22 protein-coding genes are annotated in these 21,449 nt (G+C 70.9%); 13 read left to right on the plus strand and 9 right to left on the minus strand.

The genetic code is table 11. The features are described 5' to 3' along the window. Nucleotides 1-97: 97 nt before the first annotated feature. Nucleotides 98-2,704 carry a SpoIIE family protein phosphatase gene (locus ACIQTP_RS32690; protein WP_403406796.1) on the minus strand — a complete coding sequence of 869 codons (2,607 nt, stop codon included), beginning with the start codon at nucleotides 2,702-2,704 and terminating at the stop codon, nucleotides 98-100. 308 nt (nucleotides 2,705-3,012) lie between these two features. On the opposite strand from ACIQTP_RS32690, the gene ACIQTP_RS32695 reads away from it, so the two are divergent. After that, complete coding sequence (locus ACIQTP_RS32695; RefSeq protein ID WP_403406799.1) at nucleotides 3,013-3,243, plus strand: response regulator transcription factor; 231 nt, start codon at nucleotides 3,013-3,015, stop codon at nucleotides 3,241-3,243. A 178-nt stretch (nucleotides 3,244-3,421) separates the two neighbouring features. Here ACIQTP_RS32695 and ACIQTP_RS32700 read toward each other — a convergent pair whose 3' ends face one another. Both ACIQTP_RS32700 and ACIQTP_RS32705 read right to left on the minus strand, forming a co-directional pair. Continuing rightward, the gene (locus ACIQTP_RS32700; RefSeq protein WP_403407015.1) at nucleotides 3,422-4,168 is read right to left on the minus strand and encodes a hypothetical protein; all 747 of its coding nucleotides are present in this window, start codon (nucleotides 4,166-4,168) and stop codon (nucleotides 3,422-3,424) included. Between the two features lie 2 nt (nucleotides 4,169-4,170). Continuing rightward, nucleotides 4,171-4,647 (minus strand): hypothetical protein, encoded by a 477-nt coding sequence (locus ACIQTP_RS32705; RefSeq protein WP_403406802.1) that lies wholly within the window; start codon nucleotides 4,645-4,647, stop codon nucleotides 4,171-4,173. A gap of 591 nt (nucleotides 4,648-5,238) precedes the next feature. On the opposite strand from ACIQTP_RS32705, the gene ACIQTP_RS32710 reads away from it, so the two are divergent. Continuing rightward, nucleotides 5,239-6,438 (plus strand): serine hydrolase domain-containing protein, encoded by a 1,200-nt coding sequence (locus ACIQTP_RS32710; protein WP_403406805.1) that lies wholly within the window; start codon nucleotides 5,239-5,241, stop codon nucleotides 6,436-6,438. 147 nt (nucleotides 6,439-6,585) lie between these two features. Further along, a complete protein-coding gene (locus tag ACIQTP_RS32715) occupies nucleotides 6,586-8,466 on the plus strand; it encodes a glycoside hydrolase family 15 protein (protein WP_402050112.1) in 1,881 nt (626 codons plus the stop codon). 55 nt (nucleotides 8,467-8,521) lie between these two features. On the opposite strand, the gene ACIQTP_RS32720 is transcribed toward ACIQTP_RS32715, so the two are convergent. Then, a complete protein-coding gene (locus ACIQTP_RS32720) occupies nucleotides 8,522-8,995 on the minus strand; it encodes a carboxymuconolactone decarboxylase family protein (protein WP_403406808.1) in 474 nt (157 codons plus the stop codon). A 381-nt stretch (nucleotides 8,996-9,376) separates the two neighbouring features. Here ACIQTP_RS32720 and ACIQTP_RS32725 point away from each other — a divergent pair, with 381 nt between their 5' ends. Next, the gene (locus ACIQTP_RS32725; RefSeq protein ID WP_402050106.1) at nucleotides 9,377-9,913 is read left to right on the plus strand and encodes a hypothetical protein; all 537 of its coding nucleotides are present in this window, start codon (nucleotides 9,377-9,379) and stop codon (nucleotides 9,911-9,913) included. A 61-nt stretch (nucleotides 9,914-9,974) separates the two neighbouring features. On the opposite strand, the gene ACIQTP_RS32730 is transcribed toward ACIQTP_RS32725, so the two are convergent. Further along, nucleotides 9,975-10,796 (minus strand): maleylpyruvate isomerase family mycothiol-dependent enzyme, encoded by an 822-nt coding sequence (locus ACIQTP_RS32730; RefSeq protein WP_403406811.1) that lies wholly within the window; start codon nucleotides 10,794-10,796, stop codon nucleotides 9,975-9,977. 119 nt (nucleotides 10,797-10,915) lie between these two features. Here ACIQTP_RS32730 and ACIQTP_RS32735 point away from each other — a divergent pair, with 119 nt between their 5' ends. Continuing rightward, complete coding sequence (locus tag ACIQTP_RS32735) at nucleotides 10,916-11,551, plus strand: TetR/AcrR family transcriptional regulator (protein WP_403406814.1); 636 nt, start codon at nucleotides 10,916-10,918, stop codon at nucleotides 11,549-11,551. Between the two features lie 222 nt (nucleotides 11,552-11,773). On the opposite strand, the gene ACIQTP_RS32740 is transcribed toward ACIQTP_RS32735, so the two are convergent. Continuing rightward, on the minus strand, nucleotides 11,774-12,148 hold the full coding sequence (locus ACIQTP_RS32740; RefSeq protein ID WP_403406817.1) for a DUF427 domain-containing protein: 375 nt from the start codon (nucleotides 12,146-12,148) through the stop codon (nucleotides 11,774-11,776). Nucleotides 12,149-12,176: 28 nt separating this feature from the next. Continuing rightward, nucleotides 12,177-12,530 carry a VOC family protein gene (locus tag ACIQTP_RS32745; protein ID WP_403406819.1) on the minus strand — a complete coding sequence of 118 codons (354 nt, stop codon included), beginning with the start codon at nucleotides 12,528-12,530 and terminating at the stop codon, nucleotides 12,177-12,179. Nucleotides 12,531-12,739: 209 nt separating this feature from the next. On the opposite strand from ACIQTP_RS32745, the gene ACIQTP_RS32750 reads away from it, so the two are divergent. The 4 genes from ACIQTP_RS32750 (at nucleotide 12,740) to ACIQTP_RS32765 (ending at nucleotide 15,951) form a co-directional block, all read left to right on the plus strand. Next, complete coding sequence (locus ACIQTP_RS32750) at nucleotides 12,740-13,459, plus strand: SDR family NAD(P)-dependent oxidoreductase (RefSeq protein ID WP_403406822.1); 720 nt, start codon at nucleotides 12,740-12,742, stop codon at nucleotides 13,457-13,459. A 39-nt stretch (nucleotides 13,460-13,498) separates the two neighbouring features. Further along, on the plus strand, nucleotides 13,499-14,245 hold the full coding sequence (locus ACIQTP_RS32755) for an SDR family NAD(P)-dependent oxidoreductase (protein WP_403406825.1): 747 nt from the start codon (nucleotides 13,499-13,501) through the stop codon (nucleotides 14,243-14,245). A gap of 115 nt (nucleotides 14,246-14,360) precedes the next feature. Beyond that, the gene (locus tag ACIQTP_RS32760; protein ID WP_402050087.1) at nucleotides 14,361-15,215 is read left to right on the plus strand and encodes an alpha/beta fold hydrolase; all 855 of its coding nucleotides are present in this window, start codon (nucleotides 14,361-14,363) and stop codon (nucleotides 15,213-15,215) included. A 127-nt stretch (nucleotides 15,216-15,342) separates the two neighbouring features. After that, the gene (locus tag ACIQTP_RS32765) at nucleotides 15,343-15,951 is read left to right on the plus strand and encodes a TetR/AcrR family transcriptional regulator (protein ID WP_402050084.1); all 609 of its coding nucleotides are present in this window, start codon (nucleotides 15,343-15,345) and stop codon (nucleotides 15,949-15,951) included. 98 nt (nucleotides 15,952-16,049) lie between these two features. Here ACIQTP_RS32765 and ACIQTP_RS32770 read toward each other — a convergent pair whose 3' ends face one another. Further along, the gene (locus ACIQTP_RS32770; RefSeq protein WP_403406829.1) at nucleotides 16,050-16,724 is read right to left on the minus strand and encodes a TetR/AcrR family transcriptional regulator; all 675 of its coding nucleotides are present in this window, start codon (nucleotides 16,722-16,724) and stop codon (nucleotides 16,050-16,052) included. Nucleotides 16,725-16,810: 86 nt separating this feature from the next. Between ACIQTP_RS32770 and ACIQTP_RS32775 the strand changes: the two genes are divergently transcribed. The 4 genes from ACIQTP_RS32775 (at nucleotide 16,811) to ACIQTP_RS32790 (ending at nucleotide 19,634) form a co-directional block, all read left to right on the plus strand. Beyond that, nucleotides 16,811-17,212: a nuclear transport factor 2 family protein gene (locus tag ACIQTP_RS32775; RefSeq protein WP_403406831.1), complete on the plus strand. Its 402-nt coding sequence runs from the start codon at nucleotides 16,811-16,813 to the stop codon at nucleotides 17,210-17,212. Between the two features lie 107 nt (nucleotides 17,213-17,319). Beyond that, on the plus strand, nucleotides 17,320-18,048 hold the full coding sequence (locus ACIQTP_RS32780) for a glucose 1-dehydrogenase (RefSeq protein WP_403406834.1): 729 nt from the start codon (nucleotides 17,320-17,322) through the stop codon (nucleotides 18,046-18,048). 232 nt (nucleotides 18,049-18,280) lie between these two features. Continuing rightward, the gene (locus ACIQTP_RS32785) at nucleotides 18,281-18,490 is read left to right on the plus strand and encodes a hypothetical protein (protein WP_403406837.1); all 210 of its coding nucleotides are present in this window, start codon (nucleotides 18,281-18,283) and stop codon (nucleotides 18,488-18,490) included. Nucleotides 18,491-18,632: 142 nt separating this feature from the next. Further along, entirely contained in the window at nucleotides 18,633-19,634 is a 1,002-nt protein-coding gene (locus ACIQTP_RS32790) for an LLM class flavin-dependent oxidoreductase (RefSeq protein WP_403406840.1), read from the plus strand. A 682-nt stretch (nucleotides 19,635-20,316) separates the two neighbouring features. On the opposite strand, the gene ACIQTP_RS32795 is transcribed toward ACIQTP_RS32790, so the two are convergent. Next, nucleotides 20,317-21,075, minus strand: coding sequence for an SDR family oxidoreductase (locus tag ACIQTP_RS32795; RefSeq protein ID WP_403406843.1), 759 nt, complete (start codon nucleotides 21,073-21,075; stop codon nucleotides 20,317-20,319). Between the last annotated feature and the right edge of the window lie 374 nt (nucleotides 21,076-21,449).

Here is a 21,449-nt window from a genome sequence, read left to right on the forward strand (position 1 = left end):
GCGGCCGCAGCGCCGGCTGCCCACCGCCACCTCCTGCACGGAAGGGAGCCGTGGCCGTCCGCGGGCACGGGCGGTGGCCGTCCGTGCCGCCCGGCGGTCAGCCGGGGGAGAGGGACTGCTCGGCCCAGACGGTCTTGCCGGTGAGGGCGTGCCGGGTGCCCCAGCGCCGGGCGAGCTGGCCGACCAGCAGCAGGCCCCGCCCGCCCTCGTCGAAGGTCCGGGCGCGCCGCATGTGCGGGGCGGTGCTGCTGGAGTCGAAGACCTCGCAGGTCAGCGTGGAGTCCTCGTGGATCAGCCGCAGCTGGATGGGCGGTCGGCCGTAGCGGATGGCGTTGGTGACCAGTTCACTGACCGTCAGTTCGGTGATGAAGGCGGCGTCGTCCAGCCCCCAGGCGGTCAGCTGCTCGGTGGCGTGCTTGCGTGCCCGGGCGACGACGGCCGGGTCGCAGGCCAGGTCCCAGGCGGCGACCCGGTCGGTGTGCAGGACCCGGGTGCGGGCGACGAGCAGGGCGATGTCGTCGTCGGGACGGTGGGTCAGCATGGCGGTGAGGACCCTGTCGCAGACCGTGTCGAGGGTCTTCGCGGGGCGGGCGAGGGCGGCGAACATCTTGTCCAGCGCCTCGTCGATGTCGTGGTCGCGGGCGGCGAGCAGACCGTCGGTGTAGAGGGCCAGGAGGCTGCCCTCGGGCAGTTCGGTCTCGAAGGTCTCGAACGGCAGGCCGCCCAGGCCCAGCGGCGGACCGGCCGGGACGTCGAGGAAGCGGACGGCGCCGTCCGGGGTGACCGCGGCGGGCGGCGGGTGGCCGGCCCGGGCGAGGGCGCAGCGGCGCGAGACCGGGTCGTAGACCGCGTACAGGCAGGTGGTGCCGATGCCCCCGGCACTCTCGGCGGCGCCGTCCGTGCCGCCCTCGTCGGCGGACAGATGCAGGACGAGGTCGTCGAGGTGGGTGAGCAGTTCGTCGGGCGGCAGGTCGACATCGGCCAGGGTGCGCACCGCGGTGCGCAGCCGGCCCATGGTGGCGGAGGCGCGGATGCCGTGGCCGACCACATCGCCCACGACGAGGGCCACCCGCGCACCGGACAGCGGGATGACGTCGAACCAGTCGCCGCCCACACCGGCCCGGGTGCCGGCGGGCAGATAGCGGGTGGCGATGTCCAGGGCTCCCTGGTCGGGCAGCGTCTGCGGGAGCAGGCTGCGCTGCAGGGTCATGGTGCTGGTGTGCTCCCGGCTGTCGCGGCGGGTGGTGTGGATGCTCACGGCCGCCTTGGCGGTGAGCTCCTCGGCCAGCCACAGGTCGTCCGTCTCGAAGGGCTCCGCGCGCCGGTGCCGGCCGAACAGGGCCACGCCGAGCGTGGCGCCGTGGGCCCGCATCGGCACCACCATCACCGAGTGCGTTCCGCTCCCGAGGAGCCGGGCGGCCCCCGGGTCCTGCCGCGCCCACCGGACGAGGTCGGGGTCGGCCGCGTCGTACAGGGCGCCGTGGCCCTGGGCCAGGCACCGGGCCACCGGTGACAGGGCCGGGCAGAGGATCTTTGTGCCCGCCGCGGAGGCGGCGGCGGAGCCGTCATCGAGGACCGAGCGCACCGCGGTACGGGTCATGGACAGGGGCCTGTCCGGGGCGGCGGGGGAGGGCTCGCCGCCGTGCCGGGGGGCGTCCAGCAGATCGACGGCGGCGAAGTCCGCGAGCCGGGGGACGGCGATGTCGGCCAGTTCCTGTGCGGTGCGCCCGCTGTCCGCGGTGGTGCCGATGCGGGCCGAGGCCTCGCTCAGCAGGAGCATCCGCTGCCGGGCGAGATGCTCCTGGATCCGCTGGTGCGCCGCCAGGCACACCGCGCGCACATGGCCGGCGGGGTCCTTCAGCGGGACGAGGGAGGTCGACCAGCCGTCTTCCGCCCCGGTGCCCGCGGGACCGGGGCCCGCCCGCAGGCGCTGCGGGCCGCCGCCCTCCAGCACCCGGCGCATCTTCGCCTCGGTCTCGTCGCTCACCGGATGCGGCACGATCTCCGGCAGGCGCAGCCCGCGCATCCGGTCCTCGGTGCGGGACAGCACCTGCTCCATACCGGCGTTGGCCCGCACCAGCCGCAGGTCCGCGTCGAAGACGGCCAGGACGCAGGGCGACTGGCGAAACGCCCATTCCCCCAGCCGGCCGCTCCCGGGCGTCCCGCCTCCGGACGCCTCGCTCCCGGACGTGCCGCCCCGGGCCGCTTCTCCTTCGGGCGTGCAGGCAGGCGTTTGTCCTTCGGGCGTGCCGGCAGGCGTTTGTCCTTCGGGCGTGCCGGCAGGGTTTTGTCCTTCGGGCGTGCCGGTCACGGCGGACACCACGAGCCACTCGGTGAGGGGGCCGTCCACCGTACGGCGGTGCGCCAGCAGTTCCCGCCGCACCCGGCGGCCGTCGCGGTGCCGCAGCGCCACGGTGCCGCTCCACCGCTCCCGTCCGGCCGCGTCCCGCAGCATCGCCGCGCCGGCCGCGCCGGCCGCGTCGGCGTCGTCGGCGAGCAGACGGGCGGCGGGCTGTCCCACGACCTCCGAGGGCGGATAGCCGAGCAGCTGCCGGGCGCCTTCGCTCCACTCCGTCACGATGCCCCGCGCGTCGACGGCAGCGGTGGCCGTGGGAGTGGGAGTGGGAGGGGCCGGACGGGCCGGACCGGGGGAGGCGTCCGACTCGTGTGGCCGCTCACCAGGATGGGTGGGAAGTCGCTCCATCGCCGCTCATCTCGCCCTTCGGGAACCTGCACGGCCGGGGGCTCTCCTGACAAGCATGATCCCGGGGGGCACGGACCACCAACCCGGCGCCGTCACCGGGGGCGCGGGGTGTCGCTTCGTCCGTGAGCGCGCCGCTGCAAACCTGCGGGGATTGCCTGTGACAGGCCTGTGACAGTCGGCGGACACCGTCATGAAGTCCCCCGGCCACTCTTTATGTAAAGCGGACAAAAAGCCTTATTCGGTCATATGTCCCCTGCTTTCAAGGGTGTGAGCAGCGACGACCGAGCCGACACGTCGGAGGAAATCCCATGAGTCTCACACTCACCACGCCGCACGCCGAAGCCCCCGTCCCCGCGCTGGCCCCCCGTGAGCAGGAGACGCTGCGACATATCGCCGCCGGGCGCACCTATCTGCAGACGGCCCGCCACATGGGGCTCTCCAAGCACACGGTCGACGCCTACCTCCGCCGTATCCGGGCCAAGCTCAACATCAGCAGCACCGCCGAACTCACCCGGCTGGCCATCTCCCTGGGCCTGTGACCACCGCACTCCCCGAGGCCGTGCCACCACGCTCCCCAGGGCCGCGGGTGACCACCGCGCCGCAACGCCGCTGCTCACCGGCCCGGGCCGAACTCCTGTCGGCCCGGCCCCGTCAGCAGCGACACGCCGGCGCCGTGACACACCGCCCCGCTGCCGGAAGACCATGCCCGACCACGTCTCACGTGCGCGGCCTGGACCGGCCCGCTCGTGCGGCCTGGGACAGAGCGACCCCCGCGAACGCCACGAACGCGACGCCGCACCCGAGCAGGCCGGTCTGCTCGGGTGCGAGGAGGTCGGCCTTGCTGTCGGAGTACGTGCAGGTGAGGGAGGGCGGAAGGACAGTTCTTTCGATGTCCTGTACGTCGATCCGGATCAGCTTGGTTTCCGGAGGGACCGTCTTGTGGTGCAGGCACTCGTCGTAGAGCTCGGTCCGTGAGAGTTCCATCGCGGGGCCGACACCGATCACCCAGATCATGGCGGCCGCCAACGGCGACCAGATCGCACCGGCCCGCACCCAGCGCGAGGCCCGCGACTTCCGCCCGATCAGGATGACGGAGAGAGCCACGACCAGGACCCCGGCGCCTGCCCACATGACCCACGTTCCCAGGACTGTGGGGTGCGAGGGTCCATAGGTGCCCGAGTCGGTCCAGTAGCAGGCGACATCGGGCGGGAAGACGTCCACGCTCACGCGCACCAGCGGGAAGTCGTTGTCGAGGGTCTTCTGGCCGCACACCTGCACGGGATCGGTGAAGGCCAGCCCGTACGCCACGGCACCCGCGTATCCGAGCACCGCCACACACGCCCCGGCGACGGCCCAGCGGACCTGCCGGGACGGACGGCGCCGAGCCGCCCACAGCAGGTACGCAACGGATCCGGCCGCGAACAGGAAGAGACTGACCAGCGGCACGGCGTAGAACACCAGCATGTTCACGGCCTCCGCGCGCGCTCGTCCACGGACCGCTCGTCCACGGACCGGCCGGATACGGACCGGCCGGATACGGCCAGGGCCACTGCGCTGACCGCGAGGCCGGCCAGTGCCGGGTTCACGTATCCGGGTACCTCCCGGTCGTAGGTGGTCCCGTCGCTCCGGTGGCACACGAACCGGACCGGTACCCACCAGACTTGGTAGTCGTCGATCCAGTAGTCGCGTTCCTGCACGCCCGTGCGGCAGGGCCGGATGGGAGACGAGTCCGCCCCGCCGTCCGCCGCCTCCAGCGCCGCACCCGCGACGTACAGCATCCCCCACGCGTACATCGCGGCCGCGCCCGCCGCGACGACATACGCGAGACCGCGGAGCGACCGCGCGAGCCCGCCTCTCCAGACGGAGGCCAGTCCCCGGCCCAGGAACACCGCGCCGGAGACGACCGTGACCAGGACGGCCAGCAGACAGAGCAGGAAGCTCACTTCATCTCCCCCCGGCCCTCGTCCTCAGGACATACGCGACCCGCACCACATGATCCCCTCCCGTCACGGTTCCCCCGGGGGCGGGGACGATCAAGGCAGGGCGGGCGGTTGCACGGACCCGGTCCAACGGCCGGCAAGCGGCACCGGGCCGCCCGGTGCGCCAGACCGCAGTCCCACCCCACCCCGCCCGTTCCTCACTTGACGCCGGGCCGGCCGCCGGGCATGCGGCCACCCTGGCTGACTGGCCGTCAGGAAGCTGTGCCCGCAGGCAGGTTGCCCGCACGGCCCGTCCGCCCGGACCCTGCCGTCCGCCCGGACCCTGCCGTCCGGTCCCGGTGTCGTACGGTCCTCACCGCGCCGTCCCGGACCCCCCTCGCCGACGGGCGGGGGGCAGGCCGCGCTCCTATGCTGGTGGGGCAGGAGCTTGAGGGTGGTGTCCACGGCACGGCGGTGACCTGCGGTTCGTCGCGCAGCTGACCGGCGCTCTCGTCCACCACGCTCGCGGGCTCGTCCTCGGCTGCTGGGAGTGGGCCCATGACGCACGCGTGCAGACGACTGCGCAGGGGGGCCGTAACCGCCACGGCGGTGGGGATGTTGACGGTGCCGGTCGCGGGCCCGGCCGCGTTCGGGGCACCGGTGTCCGTGCGCACCGCGGCCACCGTCCCGCAGCCGCCCTCGCCCTCCGCCTCGCCGACGGGCGAGGTCCGCACACTCACCCCCGCCGTGACCGGGCAGCTCGACCGGACTGTGCGGCAGGTCATGCGCGAGGCGAACGTGCCCGGGGTGAGTGTGGGCCTGTGGACACCCGACCACGGCACCTACATAAGGTCGTTCGGGGTCGCCGACAAGAGCAGCGGCCGGCCGATGTCGCCGGATCTGTACACGCGGATCGGCAGCGAGACCAAGACGTTCACCGTGACGGCCCTGCTGAAACTCGTCGACGAGGGCAAGGTGGGCCTGGACGACCCGATCGGCAGGTACGTCGCCGGGGTGCCGAACGGGGAGAGGATCACCCTGCGCGAGCTCGCCGGGATGCGCAGCGGCCTGTTCAACTACACCGAGGACCCGCGCTTCTTCAAGGCCTTCACCTCCGATCCGCGGCGGTCCTTCACCCCGCGGCAGCTGCTCGCCTACGCCTTCAGGCATCCCGTGCTGTTCCCGCCGGGCCAGAAGTTCTCCTACTGCAACACCAACCTCATCCTGCTCGGCCTGGTCATCGAGAAGGCCGGCGCGAAGCCGGTCCAGGACTACATCCACGACAACGTCCTCGCCCCGGCGGGCCTGCGCCACACCCTCTTCCCGACCGACGCCGCCTTCCCGAGCCCGCACGCGCAGGGCTACACCGACCAGACCGCGACCGGGAAGGTCGAGGACACGGCCGGCTGGAACCCGTCCTGGGCCTGGGCGGCCGGCGCGATGATCTCCAACCTGGACGAGCTGCGCGTGTGGGCGCGCACGGTGGCCACCGGCGTCCTGCCCGACGGCACCACCCTGATCAGCCCGGCCACGCAGAAGCAGCGGCTGGCCACGCTACCCACCACGATCCCGGGCGCCGGATACGGCCTGGGCATCTTCAACGTCCAGGGGTGGATCGGGCACAACGGCTCCCTGCCCGGCTACGAATCCCTGACCATCTACCTCCCCGCGGCGCAGGCGACCCTCGTCGTCGTGCTGAACACCGACATCGACCACAACGGCGCGGAGCCCAGCACTCTCTTCGGGCAGGCGATCACGAAGATCGTCTCCCCGGGCCACGTCTTCAACCTGCCCGCGCAGCCCGCGGCCCGCTGACCCTCCCCGCGAGGCGGAGCCGGCCGGCGTACGGGGGAGAGGGGCGCGTACCGCCGCAGCCCCCCACCGCTCCGCAGGCCCACGGGTGCGACAACTCGCTAGCCTGGACACCAGGGGGCGGCTCGGGCGAAGCCCAAGGAGGCTGACGTGGCTGAAGCGACTCCTGAGGCCGGAGCGAAGGACAGCGACCGGACACACGCCGGCCCCCGCGGCACCGGCACCCCCGGCTACCTGCCCATCGCCGAGCACGGCCTGATCGGCGACCTGCGCAGCGCCGCCCTCGTCGGCACGAACGGCACCATCGACTGGTACTGCTGCCCCCGCTTCGACGCACCCAGCGTCTTCGCCTCGATCCTCGACGCCGAACGGGGCGGATCCTTCGAACTCGCCCCCGACGTCCCCACCCGCACCAAACAGTTCTACTTCCCCGACACCAACGTCCTGATCACCCGCTTCTTCGCGGACGACGGAGTCGGCGAGATCCAGGACTTCATGCCCGTCGTCGACGACTCACGCGAGGCCGACCGCCACCGCCTCATCCGCCGTGTGGTGTGCGTCCGCGGAGCACTCCCCTTCCGCGCCCGCGTCGCCCCCCGCTTCGAATACGGCACCGTACCCCACACCGTGCACGCGGAGGCCGGCCAGGCGGTCTTCGCCTCCGCCGCGCTGCGCCTCGCCCTGACCTCCACCGTGCCCATCGAGGTCGACGGCCCGGACGTATGGTCCCTGTTCAAACTGCACGAGGGCGAGACGGCCGTCTTCACCATCGACAAGATCGGCGGCGCCGTGGCCCCCCGCTTCTGCGCCGTCGCCGAGGCGGAAAGAGAATTCAACGCGACCGTGCGCTACTGGCGCCGCTGGCTGTCCCAGTCCCGCTACCGCGGCCGCTGGCGGGAAATGGTCCACCGCTCCGCCCTCACCCTGAAACTCCTCACCTACGCCCCCACCGGCGCCATCGTCGCCGCGCCGACCACCAGCCTGCCCGAACAGATCGGCGGCGAACGCAACTGGGACTACCGCTACGTGTGGATCCGCGACGCCGCGTTCTGCGTGTACGCGATGCTCAGACTCGGCTTCACCGACGAGGCCGAAGCCTTCATGGGCTTCGTCACCGAACACGTCCAGCGCGCCCCCGACGGCCCGTCCGGACCCACCGGCCCCCTGCAGATCATGTACGGCATCGACGGATGCCGTGACCTGCCCGAACGCGAACTGCCCCACCTCGAGGGCTACCGCCGCTCAGCCCCCGTACGCGTCGGCAACGCCGCCGTCGACCAGCTCCAGCTCGACATCTACGGGGCACTCGTCGACTCCCTCTACCTCTACGACAAGTGGGGCAAGCCCATCTCCAGCGCCCACTGGGACAGCATCAGCGAGCTCGTCGACTGGGTGTGCGACCACTGGGACCAGCCCGACGAGGGAGTCTGGGAGACCCGCGGCGGCCGCAAGACGTTCCTCTACTCCCGCCTCATGTGCTGGGTGGCGATCGAACGCGCCATGCGGCTGGCCCAGCACCGCGGCCTGCCCGCCGACATGGTCCGCTGGGGCGCCGTCCGCGACACGATCTACCGGCGGATCATGAGCCACGGCTGGTCCGCCGAACGCCACGCCTTCACCCAGTACGAGGACAGCAACATCCTCGACGCCTCCCTGCTGATGATGCCGCTGGCGAAGTTCATCGCCCCGACCGACCCCAAATGGCTCGCCACCCTCGACGCCCTCGGCGAGGACCTGGTGTCCGACTCCCTGGTCTACCGCTACGACCCCCAGGCCAGCCCCGACGGCCTCCAGGGCGAGGAAGGCACCTTCTCGATCTGCTCCTTCTGGTACGTCGAGGCACTCACCCGCGCGGGCCGCCTGGACGAGGCCCGCCTCGCCTTCGAGAAGATGCTCACCTACGCCAATCACCTCGGCCTCTACGCGGAGGAGATCGGCCACACCGGCGAACAGCGCGGAAACTTCCCCCAGGCCTTCACCCACCTCGCCCTGATCAGCGCCGCCTTCAACCTCGACCGCATGCTCGGCTAGGCCCTGTCGTCACACCCCCGTCCCCTCACACGCGACCCCGGCCGGCTGCTCCGCGTCATCCGAACTGGCCCGGCTGGTAGTCACCGGCGGGCTGCCGGACGATGACGTTCAGGCGGTTGAAGGCGTTGATGAGAGCGATGACCGACACCAGTGCGGCGAGCTGCTCCTCGTCGTAGTACTTGGCGGCATTCGCCCAGGCCTCGTCCGTGACCCCGCCGGCCGCGTCCGCGATGCGGGTGCCCTGCTCCGCCAGCTCCAGGGCCGCGCGCTCGGCGTCGGTGAACACCGTGGCCTCCCGCCAGGCCGCGACCAGGTTGAGCCGCACCGAGGTCTCCCCGGCGTGCGCGGCGTCCTTGGTGTGCATGTCGGTGCAGAAACCGCAGCCGTTGATCTGGCTGGCGCGGAGCCTCACCAGCTCCTGCGTCGCGGCCGGCAGCGCCGAGTCCGCCGTCACCTTGCCCGCCGAGACGAGGTGCCTCAAGGACTTGGCCACGAGCGGGCTGCCGAAAAGGTTCAGTCGGGCTTCCATGGGTGCACTCCCTGCCGTTGTGGGCGGATACACCGCTATGACGAAACCAGCTCGGCACGATGTGACATCAACGGATGTGACGCGCGTCTCCCTGCCGCGGCCGCACCGCGGCAGGGCCCCACGACGACGTTCCCTACGCGGCTACGACGCCGTTCTGCCCCCGCGCCCCCGGCCCGGCGGCCGCCACGAGAGGCAGCGCCCGCCCCCCTGGCCGCGCCGCCCCACCGCACCCGGCTGTGACGCAGCTCCTGTCGCCCCCGCGGAAGGCCGCCGTACCGTTGTCCGCCATGCACATCCCCGCCCGGGCGCGCAGTGCCCGCGACCGGATCACCCACACCGGAACACCCAGGACAGGCGGGCACACGCACAGGACGGTCCACCATGCCCACTGATCTCTCGCCCGTCATCGCCGCCTCCGCACGCTGGCTGCTGTCGGCCTTCCCCCCGGCCGCCGGCCCGCTGAACCAGGCCCTGGCCGAAGCCCAGGCAGGACACGCGGCCACCATCGCCGCCGCCCTGCGCTACCCCACCGCGCTGGACGCCGAACTGCTGGACCTGCTGGGCCCCGGCGGCTCCGGCCGGCTGGACTTCGTCACCGGCGCCGACGCACCCCCGCTGACGGACGCCACCCACGCCTGGCGCACCCAGGTCGACGAGACCGTCGTCAGCTGGGCGGCCTGCCTGCTGGCCGACGCCGACCTCGCCGCCCTGGCCGCCGCCTGCCTGGCCGCCACCCACCACGGCCCCGACAGCGTGGGCGACGCGCGCCGGCTGACCATCCCCAGCCCGCGCGACCACCGCGCGGCCCCCCTGCTGCGCCACCCGGACTTCCTCGGACCGATCGCGGACCTCCACCGCGAGACCCTCCTCGGTCTCCTCGGCGCCGCCCCGGCCGTCACCGCCCCCGAGCCCAGGTGACCACCAGGCCCGTACGACCACAGGCAGCCGGCCCTCGTCCGGCCGCCGCGGCCCGTCGCGCTCAGGGCGCCTTGAACAGAGCCGGGAAGCGCGGAGCGAGCCAGGGCTTGCGCCCCCCGACCAGGATGCGGCCCTGAGCGAGGGCGCCCCACTGGCCCCGGCGCCCGAGCGCCATCAGGAGAAAAGTGACCGGCTCGATGAGGATGGTGCAGTCCGCCCGCCCCGGCAGCCGCTCACCGACCGACACCGCACCCCCGTCCACCCGCACACCGAACCGGCCGCCACCCCACAGGCGGATCGCATAGCAGGCGCTCAGCCCGGCCGTGCGGGCCGTGTCGGTCACCCGTGGCATCGCCGTCATCAAGAACGGCAGCGTCAGCCGCACCCGCCCCCGGTCGATCATGTGCGCACGCCCCAGCGCACGGGCGAGATCGTAACCGTGTCCCAGCATGTGCGTGAGCAGATACGACCCCAGCACATCCGGTCCCATCGGGCCCAGCGGAGTGACCACGGTCCCCTCCGCGCCCCGCTCCTCCAGCGCCTTCAGACACGCACCGGCCTGCTCCACGATCATCCCGGCCAGCGGCTCGGCCCCGCGCTCACCGAACGCGGCGAGCCCCTGCTCGTTGGCCGCGGCGAGACTCTGCGGCGTGCCGTCCCCGTAGCTGCGCGCACGTCCCGCCGCGATGTCCGCCATCAGCTCGTTGGCCAGGGCCAGATGCGCGGCCGCCTCCCCGACGCTCCACTGCGACTGCGGCACCCGACGTTCCATGCCGGCGCCCGCCCGCAGCAGTGCGGCGATCTCCTCGGCCGTATCCCGTATCGCCGCACCGAGCCCCTCGGGCACCGCGCCCCGTACGTCCGGTCCCGCCACTGATTCCACGCCGTCCCGTCCTCACTTCCGCCCCGTTCCGGCGTACAGGAGACCAGGCGGCAAAGGCGGCGACAAGCCCCTGAACCGACGAACGATCTCGGCTGTTGTACGCGGCGTACAGTTTCCCCATGGCGCGGCCTCGACAGTTTGACGAAGAAGAGGTTGTGCGGGCTGCCCGCGATCAGTTCTGGTCTGTGGGCTACAACGGCACCTCCATCGACGACCTGAGCGCGGTGACCGGCCTGGGCCGGGGAAGTCTGTACGGGGCCTTCGAGGACAAGCACGCGCTGTTCCTGCGGGCTCTCGACAGCTACAACAGTGACGCGCTGGGAGCCTGGCGCACAGCTCTGGGCGGCCCCGGACCGGCCCTGCCCATGCTGGAGCGGCATGTGCGTAATGTCGCGGACGGCGTCGTCTGGGACGTGGAACGGCGCGGCTGCATGATGGCCAAGAGCGCAGCGGAACTGTCGGCCGTCGATGAGGGCGTGGCCGAGCGAATCGCCGCGGTTGTCCGCGGGCTGCATGGCGCGCTGCAAGGCTGCATCGCGCGGGCCCAGGCGGAAGGCTCTCTGGATGCTGACGCGGATGCGGACAGCCTCGCCAGCCTCCTGCTTGCCGTGCTGCGGGGGCTTGAGGCCCTGGGCAAGGCGGGAGCCACTGCGGAGGTCGTCAGCGGGGCCGCGGAGCAGGCCTTGGCGCTCCTTCCCCGTGTTCCGGCGGAGGGGTCGCAGGAGCGAAGCGCCATGCGGGTGTCCGATCCCTGACTGCGCGTGTCTGCGGACACGCGAAGGGGGTGTTATTTGCCGCCGGCCACCCTCGGCGGCCTCTTCTTCCGCAGGTACGCGAGGGCCTCGGTGAAGTCCTTGGCCTTGCAGACGGGGCGCAGGGCCATGTGAGCTTGCCCGCCGCGACCAGCCGCGCCGACTCCGCGCCGAGGTCCGGATGACGGGCGGGCGGAGGAGGCCCGCGGCCTCCTCCCTCGGCTGTCAGGCCCCGACGGCGACGTCCACCTGGTCGGTGTAGAAGGCGACGTGGCCGGCGATGGCGGCGACAGAGTCGTACGGCTCGCGGTAGGACCACACCGCGTCGGCCGGGCCGCCTTCGGCCAGGGCGATGTTGTAGTACGACGCATCGCCCTTGTACGGGCAGTACGTCCGGGTGGCGCTGTCCGTGAGCAGCGTCTGGTCGACGTCGTCGAGCGGGATGTACTGGACCGGCGGGTAGTTCGCCTCGCGCAGCGTCAGGGCCCTGGTGGTGTCGGCGACGACGTGTGTGCCGACGCGGGCCACCACGCGCACGCCGGTGGGCTCGATGGTGATCGGGTGGTCGGGTCCGGGGATCTCGGGCTCCCGTGTCGTCATGGTCCTGTTCCTCTTCCCTGTGGGTGGTTCAGCCGGCGATGAGGTCGAACTCGTTGCCCTCGACATCGGCGAAGGTGGTCCACCGGGCGCCGCCCCTCTCGACTTCGTCGAGCTTCGTCGCCCCGAGCGCGAGCAGGCGCTCGGTCTCGCCTTCGTAGTCGCCGGTGATCAGATCCGGGTGGAACCGGTTCTTGGTGCTCTTGGCCTCGGGAACCTTGTGGAAGGCCAGCCGCGGTCCGTTGCCGGGATCGCCGGCCTCCACGACGGCATCGTGCTCGTCGGCCCCCTCGGCGACCTTGCGGTCCAGGGCCGCGGCCCAGAACCGCGCGGCGCGTGCGGCGTCATGGGCGTCGAAGGACGCGCCGAAGAACGTCGTACTCATGTCTTGCTCTCTTCCCTGATATTGATTAGACCAGTCTGTCTTGCTGGCGTCGCAACCGTAGGCACCACCTCTCACCAGTGTCAAACATCTATCCAAGGAGGAAGGGGCATGGGATCGGCCGCCCCGGTGTTGACGAGACCAGACAGGTCTGTTTAGCTGAATACCGAAAGCAGACAGACCGGTCTAACTATTCAGGAGGAGGTGCGATCATGGCCGAGACACGTACAGCCCTGGTGACCGGCGCGACGTCCGGTATCGGCCGGGCCGCTGCGAAGAAGCTCGCCCGGGACGGATTCAAGGTCCTGGTGCACGGACGCGACGCCGACCGCGGAGCCGCAGTGGTCAAGGAGATCGAGGGCCTCGGTGGCCGGGCCGAATTCCTTGCCGCCGACCTCACCGACGTCGCCGCCGTCAGGCAATTGGCGGAGGCGGCCAAGGACGTCGAGGTCCTCGTCAACAACGCCGGGTTCTCCTGGTTCGGCCCCACCGCCGACCTGGAGCCCGACACATTCGACGCGCTCTTCGACGCCAACGTACGCAGCGCCTACTACCTCACGGCCGCCATCGCGCCGGCGATGGCCGAGCGCGGCCGGGGCACCGTGATCAACCTGGGCAGCATGGCCGGGCAGATCGGCCTGGCAGGCGGCGCCGCCTACAGCGCCACCAAGGCCGCGCTCACCTCGCTGACCCGCTCCTGGGCCGCCGAGTACAGCCCGCGGGGTGTGCGGATCAACACCATCGCCCCCGGACCGGCCTACACCGGCGGCTCCTCCAGGGAGAACCTCACGGCCCTGGGCAAGACCACGCTCCTGGCCCGCACGGCGGAGGCCGAGGAGATCGCCGATGTCATCGCGTTCCTGGCCTCGCCGGCCGCCGGCTACATCACCGGCGCTGTCATCCCCGCCGACGGCGGACGCACCGCCGTCTGACCGTCCGACCCCCCACCACTACAGAAACCGAGCAAGACAATGGACAACCCCGTCGTATTGATCACCGGTGCCCTCACCGGCATCGGCCGCGCCGCCGCCGTCGGCTTCGCCAAGCAGGGCGCGAACGTGGTCGTCACCGGACGCCGCGATGAGGTCGGCAAGGCCCTGGTCGAGGAACTGCGCGGCCTCGGCTCGTGGGCGGAGTTCATCAACGCCGACGTCCGCGACGAGGACGAGGTGCGCGCCATGGTCGACGAGACCGTCGCCCGGTTCGGCCGTCTCGATGTCGCGGTGAACAACGCCGGCACCGAAGGCCGGCCCAGCCCGATCACCGACCAGAGCGCGGAAACGTACAACGCGACGTTCGACACGAACGTCCTCGGTGTGCTCCTGAGCATGAAGCACCAGGTCCGCGTCATGCGGGACCAGGGCAGCGGCAGCATCGTCAACATCTCCTCGACCTACGGGCACGAGGGCGCCGCGGGGGCCTCCGTCTACGTCGGCAGCAAGCACGCCGTCGAAGGCATCACCAAGTCGGTGGCCCTGGAGGTCGCCGGCTCGGGAATCCGGGTCAACGGCGTGGCCCCGGGCCCCACGGACACCGGCATGCTCACCCGCTTCACCGGCACACCGGAGAACAAGGCGGCCCTGGTGAGCGAGGTTCCGCTGGCTCGCCTGGGCCTGTCGGAGGAGGTCGCCGCCGCGATCGTGTTCATCGCGTCGCAGGAGGCCTCCTACATCACCGGCCACATCCTCAACGTCGACGGCGGCCACACCGCCAACTGACCCACGTCCGGGTGCAGAGCCCGTCCTCTGCACCCGGACGGCGGACGCGCGGCTGTCGAAACCGCCGTCCGCCCCCTCCCCGACACAGAACGCTGGTTCAAGGAGAAGCGCCCTTATGGCCGACTACACCCACGACACCGCCCCGACCCAGTTCGTCGAGGCCGGCGGCATCCGTTTCGCCTACCGGCGCTTCGGCGACGCGGCCACGGACCGGATCCCGGTCGTGTTCTTCCAGCACTTCATCGGCAACCTGGATGACCACGACCCGGCGATCAGCGACGGCTTCGCCGCCGACCGCGAGGTCATCCTGTTCAACAACACGGGAGTCGCTTCCACCAGCGGCGTCGTCCCGGACACCATCGAGCAGATGGCCACCGACGCCGGGACGTTCATCGACGCCCTCGGGCTGTCGCGCGTGGACCTGGTCGGCCACTCCATGGGCGGCCTGGTCGCCCAGCAGGTCGCCCTCCAGCGCCCCGACCTGTCCCGCAAGCTGGTCCTGGTCGGCACCGGCCCGCGCGGCGGCGTAGGCATCGGCGAGACGCCGGCGGAGACCGCTGCACTGTTCACCGTCAAGCTGCCCCGGCAGGAGGACATGTGGCTGCCGGTCCTGTTCGCCCCCACCGAGACCAGCCGGAAGCTGGGCCGCGCCTACGTCGAGCGGATCGTCGCCCGCAAGGACCGCGACGCCTCCCCGTTCGGCGAGCAGGTCTACGCCGGCCAGGGCACCGCCATCCACGCCTACGGCACCACGAAGGACCCCGCGTACTCGATCCTGAAGAACATCACGATCCCCGTTCTGGTGGTCAACGGCACCGACGACATCATCATCCCGACGATCAACTCGTACATCCTCCAGCAGTTCCTGCCGGACGCCGAGCTGATCATCTACCCCGACGCCAACCACGGAGCCCACTTCCAGTACCCCGACCGGTTCGTGACCCACACCAAGCTCTTCCTCGACCGCTAGGAGCACGGCGACCGCCCCCCGATCGGGAAGACAGGTCTGTCTAGCCTTGTTATGCAGGCTGGGACCCGGATGAGCCCCTGAACGGAGCCGTAGACTGGACCGTCAGTCCGAAAGAAGGGAGCGTCCCGTGCCGAGCAAGGCCACTACCGCCTCGAAGCCGTCCGCGCGTGAGCGCCTGCTGGCCGCCGCCGACGAGCTGTTCTACAGCGAAGGCGTCCAGACCGTCGGCATCGACCGCATCGTGCAGAAGGCCGGCGTCGCCAAGGCCTCGCTCTACAACCTGTTCGGCAGCAAGGAAGAACTGGTCCAGGCCTACCTGGATGCCCGGCACGCCGACACCCGCGCGCAGGTCGAACGCGCCCTGACCCGGTTCCGGACACCACGCGAGCGGCTGCTGGGGGTTTTCGACGCGCAGGGCCAGCTGTTCACCGAGCCCGACTTCAACGGCTGTGCACACATGACGGCCAGCGCGGAGGCGCAGCCGGGCAGCCCCGTCGAGGGTGCCGCGGACCGGTACCGGCTGTGGGTCAGGACCCTCTTCACGGATCTGGCGCGGGAGGCCGGCGTCGCCGACCCCGAGGACCTGGCGAGGCAGCTGCACCTTCTGTACGACGGTGCCGGGGTGTCGGCGCGGATGGACAGGGACCCTTCCGCGGCGACGACCGCCCGCGCGGCCGCCGCGGCGCTGTTTGACGCGGCGGTCAAGGACAAGGAACTGGTCGACGCCGGGCAGTGATCCGGTGGGACGCCGAAGCCCCCGCCGAGGACCGGATCGGCCGGGGCTCCCTGAGGGGATCACGGGTGGAACACCGGGAGGAGGCCACCCCTCACGGCCTACGCGGTACTGGTGCGGCTGCGCAGGTCGGTGCGGGCGCTGTCGAGGATTTCGTCGGCGAGGGCGGGGTCGGCATCGGCGACGGCGCGTGACAGCAGCAGGGCACCGGCCATCTCGCTGAACAGTGCGATGGCCCGCGCTCGCCGCTCGCCTTCGTCGAGTCCGGGTGCCTGGACGATCTGCGTGAAACGGTCGAGGTTCGCCGCCAGGCCGTTCGCGTAACGCTCGCGGGCGGCCGGGTCCAGTCGGCGGGCGTCGCCGGCGAAGCCCGTGTTGGGGCAGCCGTGCTCGATGTCGGCGCGGTGTCCAGGCGACAGGTACCAGTCGATCCGTTCTGCGAGCGGGTCGCTTCCGCGGGCCTGGGACGCCGTGATGGCCGCGTCGAGGTTGCCGAACCCGTCCGCCATGGCCTTGGTGAGGACCGCGTCGACGAGCGCGTCCTTCGAGGCGAAGTGGTTGTAGAAGCCGCCGCGTGTCAATCCGGCCGCGCCCATCAGCTCGACGAGGCCGACGGCGTCGACGCCGCGCTCACGGAACAGGCCGTCCGCGGCGGCGATGATCGCCTCTCGGTTCTCTGCTGCTTGCTGCTTCGAGACGCCCACTGTCTCCTCCCGGGCCCGGCTCCTGGGAGGACTGTAGCGAGCCGGACCGAAGATCTCAATGTCGATCGTCATTGACATCGTCGGGTGGCAAGCGTAGAAACAATGTCGATCGACATTGTGATGCGATGGGGTTCATCGGTTATCTCGCGGAGGCCGGCATGGCTGCACCCGAACAGAACAGGACACTGGTGCTGAAGGCGTTCGACACGCTGTTCAACCAGCGCGACTACGACGCCGCCGAGGACTTCTGGTCCGAGCACTACATCCAGCACAGCGCGCACATCGCACCAGGACGCGCGGGGCTGTTCGACCTGATCCGCTCCCTGCCCGACACGCTGCGCTACGAGCACCAGCTCGTGCTCGCCGAAGGCGACCACGTCATGCTCTACGGCCGCTTCACCGGCAACGGCAGCCCCGCCGCCTCGGTGGCGGCCGACGTGGTGCGCGTCGAGAACGGCAAACTCGCCGAGCACTGGGACGTCCTGCAGGATGAGGCGACCCGCACCGACTCCGCCAGCGGCCTGCCGATGTTCGGCGACCAGTTCCCGCCCGAACGCTGACCGGCACCGCCGTACGGACGAAGCCATGCCGGCCGGCATACCGGCCATTTCTTCGGGCGTGGATGTATGGGCTTTACCGGGCTTTACCGATATCGGGAGCAGTGGCCATGGGAAAGTTGCAGGGAAAAGTAGCGGTCATTACCGGCGGCACCACGGGGATCGGGCTGGCCACGGCAAAGCTCTTCGTCGAAGAGGGCGCCTACGTCTTCATCACGGGCCGCCGTCAGAAAGAACTCGATGAGAGCGTCAAGGAAATCGGCCGCAACGTATCCGGCGTCCAGGGCGACGTCGCCGAACTGGCCGACCTCGACCGCCTCTACGAGACCGTCAAGGAGAAAGGGCGGCTCGACATCCTCTTCGCCAACGCGGGCCTGGGCGAGTTCGCATCGCTGGAAGACGTCACGGAAGAACATTTCGACAAAATTTTCGACATCAATGTGAAGGGCGCACTCTTCACGGTGCAAAAGGCCCTGCCGCTCTTGAATGACGGTGCCTCCATCATCCTCACGGGCTCCGTTGCGAGCGTCAAGGGAACCCCCGCGTTCTCGGTCTACGGCGCGAGCAAGGCCGCCATTCGAAATTTCGTCCGGGGATGGACGGTAGAGCTGAAGGATCGCCGTATCCGGTCCAACGTCCTCAGCCCTGGCCCGATCGAAACCCCGCTTGTGGCGACGCAACCCCAGGACGCCATCGCGAAAATCGCCTCCACCATTCCGATGGGCCGCATGGGGGAGCCCGACGAAGTTGCCAAGGCGGCGCTTTTTCTGGCCTCGGACGACTCCAGCTTCGTCACGGGAATCGAACTGTTCGTTGATGGCGGCAGAGCGCAGATCTGACCCCCGGACCAGCTTCACTCCCGATGGCCGGGACCCAGATGAGTACCTGTCGAGTCGCGCAGCCGGTCGCACCGCCCGGCGATCGGCCACCCGTACGGGGCCGGGGCCCGGCAGCGGCACCTCGCGCTCGACGAATGCGAACGGACCGCCGACCGAACGACGCTCTGGCCCGCATCCCCGACGCGCCGGCAGCGACCGGCGCGGCACCCCTTGGCCCGCGCGGTACGCGGCCGTGACCGGCCTCGGGACCGTTGCCCTCACCCGCGGAGCCGGCGAGGCCGATTTCGCCGGGCAACGCGGCGCCCACCACTACATCCACAGCACGGCCCACCCGCTCGGGGACGCGCACACCCAGGACACCATGGCGTTCAGCGCCCTGCGCGGGACTCGCCCGACGGCCGAAACCGTGCCGCTGGACCGGACCGAGGAGGCATACCGGTAGATGCTCTCCGGCGCCGCGCGCTTGTGGCCGGTGCGCACCACCCGCTGACGCTGCTCGTGACGATTGGACACCTGCCCAGCTCAGAGCCCAAGACATGAGCTTGGGAGACGGGAATTTCCTTCCTGCCCAAGGAGCCTGACCGATGGACATCTCTTGTCAGTTCGCCACATCCCTGCATTCCCCCGAACACATCGCCGTCGCCGAGCAGCTGGGCTACCACCGCGCCTGGCTCCACGACACCCCCGCCCAGAGCCCCGACGTCTGGGCGATGCTGGCGACGGCCGCCGAACGCACCCACCGCATCGGCCTCGCCCCCGGCGTCCTCGTCCCGACACTGCGCCATCCCATGGTCAACGCCTCCGGCGCCGCCACCCTGGCCGCCCTCGCACCCGGCCGAGCGGCCCTCGCCTTCGGCACCGGCTTCAACGGCACGCGTGCCCTCGGCGCACCTCCGGCCACCTGGTCCTACCTCAGCACGTACGTCCGGACGGTACGCGGTCTGCTGCGCGGTGACACCGTGGAATGGGAGGGCGCCCCCATGCGCATGATGCATCCCGGCACGAACGCACCGCAGCGCCCCGTCGACATCCCGGTGCTGGTATCCGCGCTCGGTCCCAAAGGTCTCGCTGTCACCCATGAGATCGCTGACGGCCTCTTCAGCGTCAACGGCGAAACCGCCCACGCCCACGAGTTCGCCTGGGCCGCACTGGGCATCCATGGCACCGTCCTGGGCGAGGACGAACCGCTGGACTCCCCCCGCGTGCGCGCGGCCGCCGGCCCTGGCAACGCTCTGGCCTATCACGCCGCCCACGAATTCGGCGGCGACCCCACCGCCCTGCCCGGCGGTCAAGCCTGGCTCGACGCCGTCAGCGCCCACCCCCGCACCGAACGCCACTTGGCCGTGCACGACCAGCACCTCATCGGCCTCAACGCGGCCGACGACGCCGCCTGGAACGCGGGAAGTTGGCAGGCGATCACCGCCACCACCGTCACCGCGACCCCCGACCGCATCCGCGACACGCTCAGCGCCTACGCCCGAGACGGCATCACCGAAATCGTCTACCAGCCCGCCGGCCCCGATATCGTCGGCGAACTGGAACGCTTCATCGCCATCGCCGGCGACGTACAGCTGAAGCCTTCGTGATCGAGCAGGGCCGAGAGCCGGCCGTTACGCCTGCCCATTCGGTGGCCTTGCATACCGCGAGAGAGCCGGCCCAGCTGTCCTGGGCGTCTCCGGCCCAGGCGCCGGCGGTGTTGACGCGGATGCCGAACAGGTCGCTGACGACGAGGGGCGAAAGCTCGGCGGCGAGCAACGTCTGGTGAGCGGCCGCCTGCACGGTGCCGGGGCCTCGTGGGGTTCGCGGCGGCCTTCCTCACGCCCGCCGAGGACATCCACGACCCGTTGCCGGCCACGGCCGGCCCGCCGACCTGTTCGCGCTCAAACGGCAGCGGCAGGTATCCCCGGCCGCTTCGCTCATGCGCGCCCGGACCCAGAACGTGGAGAGCCTCCAGGCCGCGTCAGCGGCACAACCACCGGCTCGTGCGCGCGAAGCGTCCGCGCACGGCCGCATCACGCCGCCACGGCGCAAGATGTCGAGCTGCGCAGGAAGCGCAACGGCCAGGCGGGCGTACAACAGGCATCGACGCCGCAGCAGGCGTCTCCCAACTCCGCGACCGGGCGGGCGCCTTCGGCGGTCACGGGCCTGGTTGCGCGCACGTTCGCGCAGCGCATTCCGTCGGCCGCCGCGTGAGGCAGGGTGAAGGCGGCACCGGTGGTTCGCGCGCAGGGTTTTCGCGGCGCGAGCCGTCGGCGGAGCTGAGCCCGGTCAGCGGGTGGTGTAGCCGCCGTTGGCGAAGATGGTCTGGCCGGTGATCCACCAGCCGTCCGTGGCCAGGAATCGCACGATCGGGGCGATGTCCTCGATCTTGGTCAGGCTGTTGCCCATGGCCTGCGACTTGTGGAACGCGACGCGCTCGGGCGTCTCCTGGCCGTAGAAGAACGGGGTGTCCATCGGTCCAGGGGCGATGCAGTTCACCGAGATCATGCGGGCGGCGAACTCCTTGGCCGCGGCTCGGGTGTACTGCTCGACCGGTGCCTTGCCACCGGCGTAGGTGGCGTATCCGTCGGTGAAGGCGGCCAGCAGCGAGGTGACGATGTTGATGATCTTCCCGCCGTCGTTGAGCTGCTTGCCGGCCTCGCGGATGAACAGGAACGCGGTCTTGGCGTTCACGGTGTGCATCGTGTCGTACTCGGCCTCGGTGGTCTCCACGATGGGCTTGCGGAGCACCATGCCCGCGGTATTGACGGCGACGTCGATGCCGCCGAACCGCTCCTTTGCGGTGTGGAACAGGCGCTCGACATCGGCGACCTTGGCCAGGTCGCCCTGGACGGCGATGGCCTCGCTGCCGGCGGCCTCCACGGCCTTCACCGTGGTCTCGGCATCCGACCTGGTGGCGTCCGAGTGGTAGTTCACGACGGCTTTCGCGCCGGCCTCGCCCAGCGTCCGGCTGATCAATCCGCCGAGGTTCTTCGCCCCGGCTCCGACGACGGCAACCTTGCCGGACAGCGAGTGGTTGTTGCTCATGGCCTGGAGACTCCTTGTGTGCCGGGGGCGGGGGGCGCTTGCCCGTGACCGCCTGTCCGACAAGGGCAGGAAATGAGCGGGAGAAAATACGAGCAATCAGCCGGTATCAACCCTTGTGCACCGCTGGCACCTCGTCTACCGGGCGCGCTGAACCCGCCACTCGAACGGGCCCGCTGCGCTGCCGTCCGCGCCGGGGGTGCTGGACCGGCGGGAGAAGACGCAGGGCCGCCTTTGCCCCCCCCCCCCCCCCGCCAAGGCCGTCCGCCAAGCCGGTTCGCCACGTCCGTCCGCCAAGCCGGTTCGGCCGGCCGGTTCGCCAAGTCCGTTCGCCCCGGGCCGTGTTGGGGGGACGCCGGAGGCCGATGGCATAGTGC

Origin of the sequence: Streptomyces sp. NPDC090798, assembly GCF_044768965.1 — a bacterium.
In the GTDB taxonomy this organism is placed as follows: domain Bacteria; phylum Actinomycetota; class Actinomycetes; order Streptomycetales; family Streptomycetaceae; genus Streptomyces.

Excerpts from the sequence above, each read along its gene's own strand:
- ACIQTP_RS32690 (WP_403406796.1), bottom strand. The coding sequence starts at position 2,704 with ATGGAGCGACTTCCCACCCATCCTGGTGAGCGGCCACACGAGTCGGAC.
- ACIQTP_RS32695 (WP_403406799.1), top strand. The coding sequence starts at position 3,013 with ATGAGTCTCACACTCACCACGCCGCACGCCGAAGCCCCCGTCCCCGCG.
- ACIQTP_RS32700 (WP_403407015.1), bottom strand. The coding sequence starts at position 4,168 with ATGCTGGTGTTCTACGCCGTGCCGCTGGTCAGTCTCTTCCTGTTCGCG.
- ACIQTP_RS32710 (WP_403406805.1), top strand. The coding sequence starts at position 5,239 with ATGTTGACGGTGCCGGTCGCGGGCCCGGCCGCGTTCGGGGCACCGGTG.
- ACIQTP_RS32720 (WP_403406808.1), bottom strand. The coding sequence starts at position 8,995 with ATGGAAGCCCGACTGAACCTTTTCGGCAGCCCGCTCGTGGCCAAGTCC.
- ACIQTP_RS32725 (WP_402050106.1), top strand. The coding sequence starts at position 9,377 with ATGCCCACTGATCTCTCGCCCGTCATCGCCGCCTCCGCACGCTGGCTG.
- ACIQTP_RS32735 (WP_403406814.1), top strand. The coding sequence starts at position 10,916 with ATGGCGCGGCCTCGACAGTTTGACGAAGAAGAGGTTGTGCGGGCTGCC.
- ACIQTP_RS32740 (WP_403406817.1), bottom strand. The coding sequence starts at position 12,148 with ATGACGACACGGGAGCCCGAGATCCCCGGACCCGACCACCCGATCACC.
- ACIQTP_RS32745 (WP_403406819.1), bottom strand. The coding sequence starts at position 12,530 with ATGAGTACGACGTTCTTCGGCGCGTCCTTCGACGCCCATGACGCCGCA.
- ACIQTP_RS32750 (WP_403406822.1), top strand. The coding sequence starts at position 12,740 with ATGGCCGAGACACGTACAGCCCTGGTGACCGGCGCGACGTCCGGTATC.
- ACIQTP_RS32755 (WP_403406825.1), top strand. The coding sequence starts at position 13,499 with ATGGACAACCCCGTCGTATTGATCACCGGTGCCCTCACCGGCATCGGC.
- ACIQTP_RS32760 (WP_402050087.1), top strand. The coding sequence starts at position 14,361 with ATGGCCGACTACACCCACGACACCGCCCCGACCCAGTTCGTCGAGGCC.
- ACIQTP_RS32770 (WP_403406829.1), bottom strand. The coding sequence starts at position 16,724 with ATGACGATCGACATTGAGATCTTCGGTCCGGCTCGCTACAGTCCTCCC.
- ACIQTP_RS32775 (WP_403406831.1), top strand. The coding sequence starts at position 16,811 with ATGGCTGCACCCGAACAGAACAGGACACTGGTGCTGAAGGCGTTCGAC.
- ACIQTP_RS32780 (WP_403406834.1), top strand. The coding sequence starts at position 17,320 with ATGGGAAAGTTGCAGGGAAAAGTAGCGGTCATTACCGGCGGCACCACG.
- ACIQTP_RS32790 (WP_403406840.1), top strand. The coding sequence starts at position 18,633 with ATGGACATCTCTTGTCAGTTCGCCACATCCCTGCATTCCCCCGAACAC.
- ACIQTP_RS32795 (WP_403406843.1), bottom strand. The coding sequence starts at position 21,075 with ATGAGCAACAACCACTCGCTGTCCGGCAAGGTTGCCGTCGTCGGAGCC.